The sequence below is a fragment of the Labrys okinawensis genome, from assembly GCF_002982075.1.
In the GTDB taxonomy this organism is placed as follows: domain Bacteria; phylum Pseudomonadota; class Alphaproteobacteria; order Rhizobiales; family Labraceae; genus Labrys; species Labrys okinawensis_A.
This window is the reverse complement of the sequence record NZ_PUEJ01000004.1, coordinates 642,212-655,321: the sequence shown is the minus strand read 5'-3', so window position 1 is coordinate 655,321 and position 13,110 is coordinate 642,212. Positions and strand designations below refer to the sequence as shown.

At 65.6% G+C, this 13,110-nt stretch carries 10 protein-coding genes; 6 read left to right on the top strand and 4 right to left on the bottom strand.

Annotated features, from left to right (window positions below; genetic code table 11):
* Window positions 1-75: 75 nt before the first annotated feature.
* The 3 genes from C5L14_RS13390 (at window position 76) to C5L14_RS13380 (ending at window position 4,969) form a co-directional block, all read left to right on the top strand.
* Window positions 76-2,406: a heavy metal translocating P-type ATPase gene (locus C5L14_RS13390; protein ID WP_105862516.1), complete on the top strand. Its 2,331-nt coding sequence runs from the start codon at window positions 76-78 to the stop codon at window positions 2,404-2,406.
* A 15-nt stretch (window positions 2,407-2,421) separates the two neighbouring features.
* Window positions 2,422-3,936: a multicopper oxidase family protein gene (locus C5L14_RS13385; protein WP_105862616.1), complete on the top strand. Its 1,515-nt coding sequence runs from the start codon at window positions 2,422-2,424 to the stop codon at window positions 3,934-3,936.
* Window positions 3,937-4,222: 286 nt separating this feature from the next.
* The gene (locus C5L14_RS13380) at window positions 4,223-4,969 is read left to right on the top strand and encodes a FecR family protein (protein WP_105862515.1); all 747 of its coding nucleotides are present in this window, start codon (window positions 4,223-4,225) and stop codon (window positions 4,967-4,969) included.
* A gap of 58 nt (window positions 4,970-5,027) precedes the next feature.
* Here C5L14_RS13380 and C5L14_RS13375 read toward each other — a convergent pair whose 3' ends face one another.
* The 3 genes from C5L14_RS13375 to C5L14_RS13365 form a co-directional block, all read right to left on the bottom strand.
* On the bottom strand, window positions 5,028-5,909 hold the full coding sequence (locus C5L14_RS13375; protein ID WP_105862514.1) for an NAD(P)-dependent oxidoreductase: 882 nt from the start codon (window positions 5,907-5,909) through the stop codon (window positions 5,028-5,030).
* A gap of 173 nt (window positions 5,910-6,082) precedes the next feature.
* Complete coding sequence (locus tag C5L14_RS13370) at window positions 6,083-6,667, bottom strand: histidine phosphatase family protein (RefSeq protein WP_105862615.1); 585 nt, start codon at window positions 6,665-6,667, stop codon at window positions 6,083-6,085.
* 300 nt (window positions 6,668-6,967) lie between these two features.
* Entirely contained in the window at window positions 6,968-7,996 is a 1,029-nt protein-coding gene (locus tag C5L14_RS13365) for an aldo/keto reductase (RefSeq protein ID WP_105862513.1), read from the bottom strand.
* Window positions 7,997-8,264: 268 nt separating this feature from the next.
* Between C5L14_RS13365 and C5L14_RS13360 the strand changes: the two genes are divergently transcribed.
* The 3 genes from C5L14_RS13360 to C5L14_RS13350 all read left to right on the top strand — a co-directional run bounded on the left by C5L14_RS13360 (window position 8,265) and on the right by C5L14_RS13350 (window position 12,076).
* Complete coding sequence (locus C5L14_RS13360; RefSeq protein ID WP_105862512.1) at window positions 8,265-9,191, top strand: LysR family transcriptional regulator; 927 nt, start codon at window positions 8,265-8,267, stop codon at window positions 9,189-9,191.
* Window positions 9,192-9,492: 301 nt separating this feature from the next.
* A complete protein-coding gene (locus tag C5L14_RS13355; protein ID WP_105862511.1) occupies window positions 9,493-10,305 on the top strand; it encodes an SDR family NAD(P)-dependent oxidoreductase in 813 nt (270 codons plus the stop codon).
* Window positions 10,306-10,408: 103 nt separating this feature from the next.
* Window positions 10,409-12,076: an OFA family MFS transporter gene (locus C5L14_RS13350; RefSeq protein ID WP_105862510.1), complete on the top strand. Its 1,668-nt coding sequence runs from the start codon at window positions 10,409-10,411 to the stop codon at window positions 12,074-12,076.
* A gap of 139 nt (window positions 12,077-12,215) precedes the next feature.
* Here the strand turns inward: C5L14_RS13350 and C5L14_RS13345 are convergent, their stop codons facing one another.
* Complete coding sequence (locus C5L14_RS13345) at window positions 12,216-13,091, bottom strand: aldo/keto reductase family oxidoreductase (protein WP_105862509.1); 876 nt, start codon at window positions 13,089-13,091, stop codon at window positions 12,216-12,218.
* Window positions 13,092-13,110 lie beyond the last annotated feature (19 nt).

The window sequence follows — 13,110 nt, the reverse complement described above, 5'->3', positions numbered from 1 at the left end:
CGGTGTCAAGCCCTACGCCCTTCTCGGAAGGCTGGGAGTCCAGCGGGAATAATCCGAGAAGCATGGGACGGGCTGATGAACGACCCTCACCACCATCACCACGATCATGCCGGGGCACATTCCGGCGTGAAGGATCCCGTCTGCGGCATGGAGGTCGATCCGGCGGCCGCCAGGCATTCGCTCCGGCATGAGGGGCGGCCCTATTATTTCTGCTCGGCCGGCTGCAAGTCGAAATTCGAGGCGGAGCCGGGACGTTATCTCGGCAAAGCCGAGCCCCTCGCCGCCGCGCCCGCCGGCACGATCTACACCTGCCCGATGCATCCCGAGATCCGGCGGGGGGGACCGGGTTTCTGCCCGATTTGCGGCATGGCGCTCGAGCCCCTGCAGATCACGGCCGAAGCGGGTCCCAATCCCGAACTCGCTGATATGACGCGCCGCTTCTGGGTCAGCCTGGCGCTGAGCCTGCCTATCCTCGTCCTGGAAATGGGAGCCCACCTGGTTCCCGCGCTGCATCATCTGGTGCCGCCGGCCCAATCGGCCTGGATCCAACTCGTCCTCGCCAGCATCGTGGTGTTGTGGGGCGGCTGGCCCTTCTTCGTCCGCGGCTGGCAGTCGGTGCTGCGCCGCAGCCTCAACATGTTCACGCTGATTGCCATGGGCACCGGTATCGCCTGGGTCTACAGCCTGGTGGCGGTGCTCGCCCCTGGCCTGTTCCCCGAGGCCTTCCGTGGCGATGACGGCAGCGTGGCCGTTTATTTCGAGGCAGCCGCGGTGATCACCGTGCTGGTGCTGCTCGGTCAGGTGCTCGAACTCAGGGCCCGCGAACATACGTCGGGAGCGATCCGCGCCTTGCTCAACCTCGCCCCGAAGACGGCGACACGGGTAAGGGAGGACGGCTCGGAGGAGGAGATTACGCTCGACAAGGTGGCGGTGGGGGACCGCCTGCGCATCCGTCCCGGCGAGAAGGTGCCGGTGGACGGCAGCGTGCTCGAGGGGCGCTCCTCGCTCGACGAGGCGTTGGTAACCGGCGAATCCATGCCGGTGAGCAAGGCCGCGGGCGACAGCGTCATCGGCGGCACGCTCAACCAGACCGGCGCCCTGGTGATCCGGGCCGACAAGGTCGAAGGTGACACCATGCTGGCCCAGATCGTGCAGATGGTGTCGCAGGCGCAGCGTTCGCGTGCCCCGATCCAGCGCCTGGCCGACCAGGTCGCCGGCTGGTTCGTGCCGCTGGTCATCCTGGTCGCGGCGGCGGCCTTCATCGCCTGGGCAGTGTTCGGGCCGGAGCCTCGCTTTGCCTATGGGCTAGTCGCGGCGGTAACCGTGCTGATCATCGCCTGTCCCTGTGCTCTCGGCCTGGCGACGCCGATGTCGATCATGGTCGGCGTCGGCAAGGGCGCCGGCCTCGGCGTGCTCGTCCGGAATGCCGAGGCACTGGAGCGGCTGGAGAAAGTCGATACCCTGGTGGTCGACAAGACCGGCACGCTTACCGAAGGACGCCCGAGTCTCATCGCCATACGGCCCGCCGAAGGTTTTGGCGAGGACGAGTTGCTTCGGCTGGCCGCCAGTGTGGAGCGCGCCTCCGAACATCCTCTGGCCCGGGCGGTGGTCGCGGCCGCAGAGGCGAAGGGGCTTGCCTTGTCTCCTGTCGCCGATTTCGACTCTCCCACCGGCAAGGGCGCGCGGGGCTCGGTCGAGGGCCGGCTCGTTCTCCTGGGCAATGCGGCCTTCATGGCGCAGGAGGGCGTTGCGGTCGCCCTGGCTGCCGAGGCCGATCAACTGCGCGAGGACGGGGCAACCGTGATCCTCGCTGCCGTCGAGGGCCGCCTGGCCGGCCTGCTCGCCATTGCCGATCCGGTCAAGCAAACCACGCCGGCTGCTCTGGCCGCCCTGCGCCAGGAGGGCATCCACGTCGTGATGGTGACCGGGGATAACAGGGTCACGGCCGAGGCCATCGCCCGCCGTCTCGGCATCGATACGGTCGAGGCCGAGGTCCTGCCCGAACGCAAGAGCGCGCTGGTCGAGGCCTTCAAGCGCGAAGGCAAGGTCGTGGCCATGGCGGGCGACGGCGTCAACGATGCGCCGGCCCTGGCCGCGGCCGATGTCGGCATCGCCATGGGCGCGGGCACCGATGTGGCGATCGAGAGCGCCGGCGTCACCCTGGTCAAGGGCGATCTCATGGGGATCGTCAGGGCAAGACGGTTGTCGCAGGCCACCATGGCCAATATCCGCCAGAATCTCTTCCTCGCCTTCGTCTACAACGCGGCTGGCGTGCCCGTCGCGGCCGGCGTGCTCTACCCCCTCTTCGGCATTCTGCTGTCGCCCATCTTCGCGGCGGCCGCCATGGCGCTCTCTTCCGTCAGCGTGATCGCCAATGCGTTGCGGCTGCGCACGCGCCAGCTCTGAGTGAGGACCATGGATATGAACAGACGCGAATTTCTGCTCTCGGGCGTTGCCGCCCTGGTGATTTCAGGGCCGGCCGCGGCACAGATGCAGGATCATTCCAAGCACGGCATGCATGACATGCCGGGCATGTCCGGCGAGGACGGCAAGACGGCGGCTCCCGAAGCGTTGCCCACGCTGCCCGAAGGGGCGCCGCTGCGCGACCTGCCCCGCCTCGCCAACCGCGCCGACGAGCCCGGGCGTTTCGAGGCCGAACTCACGGCCAAGCCTGCCATCGTGCGTTTTGCCGAGGGGATCGATACGCCCATCCTCGCCTATAATGGCGAGGCACCCGGCCCTCTGATCGAAGTGACCGAGGGCGACAAGGTCGCCATCCGTTTCGCCAATCGCCTTTTCCGCTGGGAGACCACCATCCACTGGCATGGCATGCCGGTGCCGGCGGACCAGGACGGCAATCCCATGGACCCGGTGTTGTCCGGCGGCGAACGGCTCTATGCCTTCGAGCTGCCGGAAGGCAGCGCCGGCAGCTACTGGTATCATCCCCATCCTCATGGCCGCACGGCCGAGCAGGTTTATCTCGGTCTCGCCGGCGCCTTCATCGTCAAGCCCCGGCAGGATCCGATCCCGGCCGCCTATGGCGATACGCCGCTGTTCTTCACCGATCTGCGGCTGGCGGCGGACGGCTTGATCCCGGCCAACACCATGGCGGACCTGATGAATGGGCGGGTCGGCGACCATGTCCTGGTCAACGGCCAGAAGAAGCCCACCCTGACGCTGCCAGCCGGCAGCCGGCGACGCTTTCGCCTGTTCAACGCCAGCAATGCCCGTTTCCTGCATCTGACTTTCGGTGAAGCGGCCATGACGCTGATAGGCAGCGATGGCGGCCTTCTGGAAGCACCGGTCACCGGGCGCCGGACGATCGATCTCGCTCCCGGCGAACGGGCCGAGATCGTCGTCGCCTTCGACAGGCCGGGGCGGCTGGTGCTCAGGACGGAGGACGTCGATCACGGCTGGATGGGGCCCGGACGCCCCGATATGGCTGCCGAACTGATGACCGTCGAGGTGACGGCGGACAAGGCCGAGCCGGCACCGGCTCTGCCGGCAAGGTTGCGCAGCATCGCCGATCTCGGTTCGCCCGCCGTCAGGCGGCGCTTCGAGTTCACCGAGACCATGTCGATGGGGGAGGGCGGCATGAAGATGGCCTTCCTCATCAATGGTACCTCCTTCGACATGAACCGTGTCGACGTCGTCACCAAGGCGGGGCAGACCGAATTGTGGGAGGTCGTCAATCGTGCCGACATGGATCACCCTTTCCATCTTCACGGCACGCAGTTCCAGGTGGCGGAAACCGAGCGGGACGGCCGCGTGAGCAAGGCGCCTTATCGCGCCTGGAAGGATACGGTCAATGTGGCGCGCGGCGAAACCGTGCGTTTGCTGGTGCGGCAGGACCTGCCGGGTCCGCGCATGTATCACTGCCACATCCTGGAACATGAGCAACTGGGAATGATGGGGGTCGCCGAGGTGCAGGCTTGACCAAATCTGCCACTTCTGGAGTAGAAGTCTAGAACTTCTGCATGAGCGAGAGGGGCTTGTAGACGAAAGGGTTTCAGCTAGGATGAATGACTGGCCGCAAACAAGGAACGCGAGGAACTTACTTTGCGGCCGGTACCGGAAGAAGACTGCGCATCAAGAATAGAGCGGTACCATCGTCTGCGGACATTCGTCGAAACGGATCGTCGCGGCAGGGAGGAAGCCGCCGGCTTGGCGGTGTCGGGTCCGGTTTGCCGCTGATCCGCCAACCTGTCTGGAAGACCTCATCATGCCGATCCACCGCCGTTCCCTCCTGGCTGGCCTGCTCCTCGCGGGAATACGGCCGGACAGAGTCCTGGCTCGGGCGGCCGCGGAGGCGGGCTCGATCCTGGGAGCCAGCGGCGAAAGCACCGCTCAGGCGCGCGGCCGTATCCGTCTCCTCTCGGTCGGCGATCCCGTCTATCTCAACGATCTCCTGGCGACCGGCGAGAGGGCGCGACTGTCTGCGCAGCTTGGCGACGCCACCCGCCTGCTGCTGGGCGCCCGCACGAGGGTGCGCATCGACAAGTTCCTGATAGACCGTGGCGGCCGGCTGGTGCTCGAGCGCGGCGCCATCATGTTCGACCGCCCGCATGACCGTCCCTCAGGCGAACTCAGCGTGACGACGCCCTTCGGCCTGATCGCCGCGCGCGGCACGCGCTTCTTCGCCGGGCCGAGCTGGGGCAAGTTCGGCGTCTATGTCGAGGATGGCGTCGTCGACGTCGCCACCAGAGGGGGAACGGTGCGTCTCACCCCGGGTTTCGGTACCGAGCTCACCGGCATGCAGGCCGCGCCGGCTGCACCTGCGCCCTGGAGTCCGCTGCGTATCAGCGAGGCGCGCAGCGTCGTGGTCGGGCCGCGCAACACTTTTGGCGGTGGTGACATGTCGCCGCTCGGTGGCGGCAGCACACCGCCGTCAGGCGGTGGTGGCGCGGCGCCTTTAGGCGGCGGCACCTCGCTGAATCACACATCGGGCGGCAGCCATCCGAAGCCCTAGTTCTACTGTGTCACTGGATTGGAACAGACTGGGGCAAGTGGTCGCCAATTGAGCGTTTTTACCTCGTTGAGTGCCTCGATCGCGCCTCGATGGCGCGGATGACGGCAGCCATATCGGCACCGCCCAGGCCGAGACCCTGCGTTTCGCCATAGAGGGCGTGGCAGAGATCGAGCAGGGGCGAGGCGAGCCCGGCGTGGCGGGCGGCCTCGGCGACCAGTCGGTTGTTCTTCAGGACGTCGGTGATCGAGGCCTGCACCGCGAAATCGCCCTCGACCAGTTTTTGCAGCTTGATGCGGGAGACCGGGCTCGCCATCGGGCCGGCATCGAGGATGGCCTGGAATTGCCGCATGTCGAGACCATGCCGTTCAGCGAAATGGGCGGCCTCGGCCAGTCCCGTCACCATGGTGATCAGGAACAGGTTGACGGCAAGCTTCATGGTCAAGGCGCCGGGAACCGTCCCGCAGTCGAAAGCCTGATGGCACATCGCATCGATCAGGGGACGGATCTCCGCGAGCGCGGCGGCATCACCCGCCAGCAAGCCCACGAGCTGCCCGGCTTCGGCCGGCTTGCGCGAGCCGGAAACCGCGGCCTCGACATATTGGCCGCCGGCGGCGCGGATCTCCTCGTCGAGCCGGCGCGAATCCTCCGGCGAGATCGTGCCCATCTGCACGATGATATGATCGGCGGCACGGCTTTTGAAATCCGCCGTGCCGTGGCCGAGCACCGCATCGATCGCAGCCATGTCCGCCAGCATCAGGATCACGATGCGCGCTTTGGCGAAGACCTCGTCGAGGCTGCCGGCCGCTTCGGCCCCGGCAGCCTGCAGGCCGGTGCATTTATCCGGGGAGCGGTTCCAGACCAGCAGCGGCGTTGCCGCCCGTACGAGATTGAGCGCCATGGGCTCTCCCATGACGCCGAGACCGATGAAGCCGACAGGCATGATGACGCGTTTCTTGTCCAGAGATGCTTAGGAAAGGGATCCTATGCCTCGGCCAGACGGCGATCTTGAACGATTGTGCGGGAGAGGTGGCGTTGGCCCAACCTTGCCGGCAATGATGTCGCCATGGGTTTCGCATGGATGGTTGTTTTCGGCTGCGGTGCTCGGGCCGCGGATCAGGGGTCGATAGGCTTCCAGCCATGCAGCACGCGCCGGCTCGCCACGTCCAGGGCAAAGTAGTTGCCGCCGCCGGCCGGCTGGTCGTAGCGGCGGTCGATCGGCACGGACAGAAGATGGCAGAGCAGCAGAGCGCCGACCCCGCCATGGGCGACAAGGGCGATGTCGCCTTCGCCCTCATCCCTGTCCAGGATGGCGGTGACGGCCGCGACGATGCGGGCCTGGGCGTCGGCCGCGCGCTCCCAGCCGCGAATGCTCTGCTCGGGATTGGCAAAGAAGGCGTCGGCGGTCGTCTCGAATTCCTGTGGCGGCAGGAAGCCGGTTGCCGATCGGTCGTTCTCGTGCAGGGCCGGCACGATCTGCAGCTTGAGGCCGAGAGGGGTTGCCAGGATCTCGCCGCCGTCCCGAGCCTTGCGCTCGTCGCTGGCATAGACGCTGCCGATGCCCGCCACGAAGTCCTGCCGGTTGAAGGCTTCGTGCCGAGTTCGCCCTTTGGCCGACAGGCGCCATTGCGGCACCGGGATGGCGGGATCGATCTCGACTTCCGCATGGGTGATGAAATAGGCAGTCCTGACGGTACCCAAGCGACTGTCTCCGATGAAGGCCGGACCATCTTGGCCGAAGAGGCGGGCGATGGCCAACCCGTCCGGCCGGAATGTCCCGGGTCTGGCATTACAGTCGTCGTGGCAATTGCGATGCCGTTTCCTTCGTCATTGCGAACGCAGCGGAGCAATCCTGAAGTCAGGAGCGGAATGACTGACCCGTTCGTGAGGTGCGTTTTGTCATCACCGGCGGAGTCGAAGACCCCGGGAAGGGGATCCAGGAGCTATCCCGCTACGCTCGCGAGCGGCTCAGCCGGGGATGACGCTATTCCGCCTTAATGCTCAGCTCGCCGGCAGGCGGGTGGCGCTCTGCCGCTCGATCATCCAGCCGGGATATTCGCGCGGCAGGGCGCTGACTTCGGTGAGCCGGGCGAGTTCGTCCGCGCTCAATACGACATCAGCCGCGGCGAGATTGTCGTCGAGCTGCTCGACCGTTTTGGCGCCGATGATCACCGACATCACGAAGCGCTGGTGCAGCACGAAGGCGAGGGCGATGCGGGCGACGGAAACGCCGCGGGTTTCCGCGATCCCGCGCATCACGTCGATGCAGGCGAAGGCGCGATCCTTGTCGACGGGCGGGAAATCGAAATTGGTCCGGCGCGAGCCGTCGGGACCATTGCCGTCGCGGTCGATCTTGCCCGAGAGCAGGCCGCCGGCAAGCGGGCTCCACACCATCAGCCCGAGCTTCTCGGCTTCGAGCAGCGGCACGATCTCGCGTTCGAGGTCGCGGCCCGCGATGGTGTAATAGGCCTGCAGGGTCGAGGGTCTCGTCCAGCCGTGGCGGTCGGCGAGGCCCAGGGCCTTCATGATCGTCCAGGCCGACCAATTGGAGATGCCGACATAGCGAATGTGACCCTGCCGCACGAGATCGTCGAGGGCACGCATGGTTTCCTCGATCGGCGTGAAGCGATCGAGGCCGTGGATCTGGTAGAGATCGATATAGTCGGTGCCCAGGCGCTTCAGGCTGGCCTTGACTGCATCCATGATATGGCCGCGGGAGGCGCCCCGATCGTTCGGTCCCGGCCCGACCACGCCGAGCGCCTTGGTGGCCAGCACGATGTCGGAGCGTTTGCGGCCGGAATTGACGATGGCCCGCCCCGTGATCTCTTCCGACAGCCCGCCGGAATAGACGTCGGCCGTGTCGATGAAATTGACGCCGGCGTCGAGGGCGCGGGCAACGATACCGTCGGCGACCGTCTGATCGAGCGTGCCGATCACATTCCAGAATTCGCTGCCGCCACCGAAGGTCATGGTGCCCAGGCAGAATTCCGATACGAGCAGGCCGCTGCCGCCAAGTGTCTTGTAGCGCATGAGATGATGTCCAGGAAATGAAGGTGCATCCTGCCGTCCAGGCGGCATGGAAAGGCGCGGGATCCCGTCTCGCGTCCAGGAGGAAATTAGGCCATGACGCCCGCCATCAAAAGCCGGCGGCTGCTCCACAGGCTGTATAGCTGTGCTATATAATGGTGAAGAGCGGCATCGACCAAACTTGCCGCGCCTGTCTGCCGCGATTTTCTCAACCCAAGTCGAAAATCATTGTAAGCCTTTGACATGACACTCTTAATCCGACAACGCGCCGATGGCACGCAGTGACCCCTTCGACGGCCTCACCGAATTTCTCGCCATTGTCCGCCGAGGCAGTTTCCGAGCCGCGGCAATCGAACTCGGAGTCACGGCCGGTGCCGTCAGCCAGGCGCTGCAGGGGCTGGAGCGGCGGCTCGGTCTGCCGCTTCTGCACCGGACGACGCGCAGCATCGCCTTGACCGAGGATGGCGAGCGCCTGCTCTCCCAGCTCGGGCCGGCCGCCGAGACCATCGTCGGCGTGCTCGATGAGCTCGTGCAGTCACGGCTGGAGCCGTCGGGAACGCTGCGCCTGCTGGTGCATCGCATGGCGCTCGTGCATGTGCTCGAACCCGTCCTGCCGCAATTTCACCGGCGCTGGCCGGAGATGCGCGTGGATGTGACGGTCGATTCGACCCATGCCGAACTCGTGGAGGGCGGGTTTGATGCCGGCATCCGTGTCGGCGAATTCATCGACAGGGATATGATCGCGGTGCGCGTCACCCCGATCTTCCGCTGGGTGGTGATGGCGGCGCCGGCCTATCTGGCGCGACGAGGCCGGCCGCAGGTGCTGGAGGACATCGCCGGACACGAATGCCTGCGCTATCGGCGCCCGGATGTCGGCGACATCTATCGCTGGGAGTTCGAGCGCGATGGCCAGGCGCTCAGTATCGATCCGCCCGGCGCCATCGTCGCCAATGATCCCGGCCTGCTGCGCTCTCTGGCTGTGCAGGGCATGGGCCTGCTCTATGGCTCGACCCTGCAATCGGCCAAGGAATTGGAACAAGGCCTGCTGGAGCCCGTCCTGGAAGAGTTTTCGCCGGCGGGCGACGCCCTCTTCATCTATTTCCCCAGAACCAGCCGCAGCCAACCCAAGCTGAGGGCCTTCGTGGAGGCCTGCACCGAGCATCTGCGCCAGTCCGCTGCTTTCCAGCCTTCCGCCTGAAGCATTGTCGAGGAAAGTCGATCGGTAGATGTGCGCCTCGTCGCCCCGTATGCACTACAGCATGCAGGAGGGTGACCCTGTCATTTTACGCCAAAACGTTTCATCTCGCCCAGTGTACCCTTTGCTCCAACCTTGGTTGATGCCAGAGATGATTATGTCGGACTTTTGAGTCGGGACATCGGCCCCTCTTGGAAGGCGGCCACAGTCTCAAGAACAAGCAGGCTCCGGGGCGGTCCATACCGCTGTCGTGGCACTGCGCAGGCGCCTTTCCCGAAAATGGCGTCAAGTGAGGAAACCGAACATGGGCGTGCAAGAACAACAAGCGAAGCAGGGTGGCGGCGCAGTAAGCCTTTCCGGATTCTTTGGCCTCGAGGGCAGAGTTGCCGCGGTGACAGGCGGGGGCAGTGGTATCGGCCTGGCGGCCGCGCAGGCCCTGGCAGCCGCCGGTGCGCAGGTCGTCATCCTCGACCGGGCGCCGGTGGCAGACGATGTGCTCGCCGGCGTCGCTGGGAACCGGCCTGCCGAGGCCCTCGTCATGGACGTGACCGATGAAGCCGAAGTGGCGGCGCGTTTTACGGAGATCGTCGCCCGCCACGGCCATGTCGACATTCTCGTCAACAATGCCGGTCTCGCCATCCGGGACGCTGCCGTCGATCTCAGCCTGGAGGCATGGGACAAGGTAGTGGCCGTCAATATGACCGGCGTCTTCCTGTGCGCGCGCACGGCCGCCCGCCACATGATCGCAGCCGGGCGGGGTGGCGCGATCATCAACACCGCCTCGATCATGGCCCTCTCGGGCGGCGGCATCTATCCCAATATCTCCTACCAGACCACCAAGGGCGCCATCGTCAATCTCACCCGTGCCCTGGCGGTGGAGTGGGCCCCGCATTGCATCCGGGTGAACGCCGTCGCTCCCACCTATGTCCGTACGCCCTTCATCGCGCCCCTTCTGGCCCAGCCCGAACTGATGCAGCGGATCGAGGCGATGACGCCGTTGCGCCGGATCGCCGAGCCGCATGAGGTCTCGCCGGCCATCCTCTTCCTCGCCAGTCCGGGCGCCGCCATGGTGACCGGCCATACCCTGCCGGTGGATGGCGGATATCTAGCTCAGTAAAGCCAAGGTGAAGGCGTTGCGTAATCCTCGATTTCGTGGAAGTTTGCGCGCGAGAGTGGCGCTTTATCCGCAAAATTAAGAAGAAAATATTGAGGAAATACCAATGAATAGCAGTGCTTCTGCTGAGGCCGGTATCTTGTCGCCTGGTTTGTTGGATCGTGAACGTATCGTGGCGCGGCCGGGCTTCAATCGCTGGCTCGTGCCCCCTGCGGCACTCGCCATCCATTTGTGCATCGGCATGGCCTATGGCTTCAGCGTATTCTGGCTGCCTCTCGGACAGGCGCTCGGTATCAGCAAACCGGTAGCCTGCGCGGTCGATCCCGGCTTTTGGGGCGCTCTCGCGGGCCTGGGGAGAGCCCTGTTCACCACCAGCTGCGACTGGCGTGTTTCCGACCTCACGCTGACCTATACGCTCTTCTTCGTGCTGCTCGGTTCCGCCGCCGCCATCTGGGGCGGCTGGCTGGAACGGGCCGGGCCGCGCAAGGCGGGCGTCGTGGCCGCTCTATGCTGGTGCGGCGGGCTGCTCATCTCGGCCGTCGGTGTCTATATTCACCAGCTCTGGCTGATCTGGCTGGGTTCGGGCGTGATTGGCGGCATCGGCCTCGGTCTCGGCTATATCTCCCCCGTCTCCACCTTGGTCAAATGGTTCCCGGACAGGCGCGGCATGGCCACCGGCATGGCGATCATGGGCTTCGGTGGCGGCGCGATGATCGGCTCTCCCCTGGCCGACATCCTGATGAATCATTTCAAGAGTGCCGACGGGGTGGGCGTCTGGCAGACTTTCGTGACGCTCGCGGTGATCTACTTCGTCTTCATGATGGCGGGCGCCTTCGGCTATCGCGTGCCGCCGGCGGGTTGGCGCCCGGAAGGGTGGACGCCGCCCGAGAGCACCAAGGCGATGATCACCTCGGGTCATGTGCATCTGTCCAATGCCCATAAGACCCCGCAATTCTGGCTGATCTGGGCCGCGCTCTGCCTCAACGTCTCCGCCGGCATCGGCGTGCTCGGCATGGCCTCGCCGATGCTGCAGGAGATCTTCGCCGGCTCGCTGATCGGCAAGCCCGAAATCGCCTTCGGGGCGCTCGATCCAGGGCAGGCCAAGCTGGTTGCCACCATCGCGGCGAGCTTCGTCGGCCTGCTCTCCTTGTTCAACATCTTCGGGCGCTTCTTCTGGGCCTCGCTCTCCGACAAGCTCGGCCGCAAGCTCACCTACGCCACCTTCTTCGGCCTCGGCATCGTGCTCTATGCCTCGGCGCCCTGGGCCGCCCATGCCGGGCTGCTGGCGGTGTTCGTGGCCTTTTTCTGCGTGATCGTCTCGATGTATGGCGGCGGTTTTGCCACCGTGCCGGCCTATCTCGCCGACATGTTCGGCACCCAGTTCGTCGGCGCCATCCATGGCCGGCTGCTGACGGCCTGGTCGACGGCCGGGATCGTCGGACCGGTGGTGATCAACTATATCCGTGACGCCCAGATTGCCGCGGGCGTGCCGCGCGCACAGGTCTATGACCGCACCATGTATGTGCTCGCCGGCATGCTGGCCGTCGGCTTTGTCGTCAATCTCATGATCAAGCCGGTGGCCTCCCGCTGGTTCATGAGCGATGCCGAGGTGGCGGCCCTGCAGAAGAGCGGCGGGACGCAGGAGGCGAGGTCCTCGGGAATCGGGCGGGGCGGGCTGAACGGTCCGGCCGCGCTGGCCTGGCTTGCCGTCGGCATTCCCATCCTCTGGGGCGTATGGATCACCTTCTCCAACGCTTTGAAGCTGTTCCACTAGCACGCTGAAGCTGTCATTCCCGGCCGCGCGTAGCGAGGGGAAGGAAACCAGGGGCAATCGTCGAAACCTTGGCTCCTGGATCCCCTTCCCAGGGTTTACGACCCCGCCGGGGATGACAGGGGCGCTGATACTCATTTCCTCAGGAATGCCCGGCCGCAATGCGATCGAGAGCGGCGACCTCGTCTGCCGGCAGGTCGAGCTCCGCCGCGGCGAGGTTGGCCCGCAGATGCGCGACGGAGGATGTGCCGGGGATCAGCAGAATGTTGGGCGCGCGGCGATAGAGCCAGGCGAGCGCGACCTGCATGGGCGAGGCGCCGAGGCGCTGGGCAACGTCCGACAGGGTCGAGGATTGCAGCGGCGTGAACCCGCCCAGCGGGAAATAAGGCACATAGGCAGTGCCTTCGCGGGCGAGATCATCGATCAGCGCGTCATCGGCGCGATGGGCGAGATTATAGTGGTTCTGCACACAGACGATCGGACAGATGCGGCGCCCTTCGGCAATCTGCGTTGCAGTGACGTTGCTCAGTCCGACATGCCGTATCAGGCCCTGCTGCCGAAGCTCGGCCAGCGCCGTGAGCGGCGCCTCGATCGAACCCTCGGCCGGCCCGTGAACGTCGAACATGACGCGAAGATTGACGACGTCAAGGACATCGAGCCCGAGATTGCGCAGATTGTCATGCACCGCCTGGGTGAGGGCCTCCCGCGAGAAGGCAGGCAGCCATGAAGCATCCTCGCCGCGCCGTGCGCCCACCTTGGTGACGATGACGAGATCGTCCGGATAGGGGTGCAGGGCCTCGCGGATCAGCCGGTTGGTGATGTGGGGGCCGTAGAAGTCGCTGGTGTCGATATGGTTCACGCCGGCTGCGACGGCCTCGCGCAACACGGCCAGCGCCGCGTCCGGATCCTTGGGTGGGCCGAATACGCCGGGACCGGCAAGCTGCATGGCGCCGTAGCCGAGACGCTTCACGGCACGGTCACCGAGATTGAAGCGGCTGGACTGCTCGATCGTAGTCATGGTCGGATCTCCTGTTCGT

Coding starts and splice junctions, on each gene's coding strand:
- C5L14_RS13360 (WP_105862512.1), top strand. CDS start 8,265: ATGGCACGCAGTGACCCCTTCGACGGCCTCACCGAATTTCTCGCCATT.
- C5L14_RS13365 (WP_105862513.1), bottom strand. CDS start 7,996: ATGCGCTACAAGACACTTGGCGGCAGCGGCCTGCTCGTATCGGAATTC.
- C5L14_RS13380 (WP_105862515.1), top strand. CDS start 4,223: ATGCCGATCCACCGCCGTTCCCTCCTGGCTGGCCTGCTCCTCGCGGGA.
- C5L14_RS13345 (WP_105862509.1), bottom strand. CDS start 13,091: ATGACTACGATCGAGCAGTCCAGCCGCTTCAATCTCGGTGACCGTGCC.
- C5L14_RS13350 (WP_105862510.1), top strand. CDS start 10,409: ATGAATAGCAGTGCTTCTGCTGAGGCCGGTATCTTGTCGCCTGGTTTG.
- C5L14_RS13375 (WP_105862514.1), bottom strand. CDS start 5,909: ATGCCTGTCGGCTTCATCGGTCTCGGCGTCATGGGAGAGCCCATGGCG.
- C5L14_RS13390 (WP_105862516.1), top strand. CDS start 76: ATGAACGACCCTCACCACCATCACCACGATCATGCCGGGGCACATTCC.
- C5L14_RS13355 (WP_105862511.1), top strand. CDS start 9,493: ATGGGCGTGCAAGAACAACAAGCGAAGCAGGGTGGCGGCGCAGTAAGC.
- C5L14_RS13385 (WP_105862616.1), top strand. CDS start 2,422: ATGAACAGACGCGAATTTCTGCTCTCGGGCGTTGCCGCCCTGGTGATT.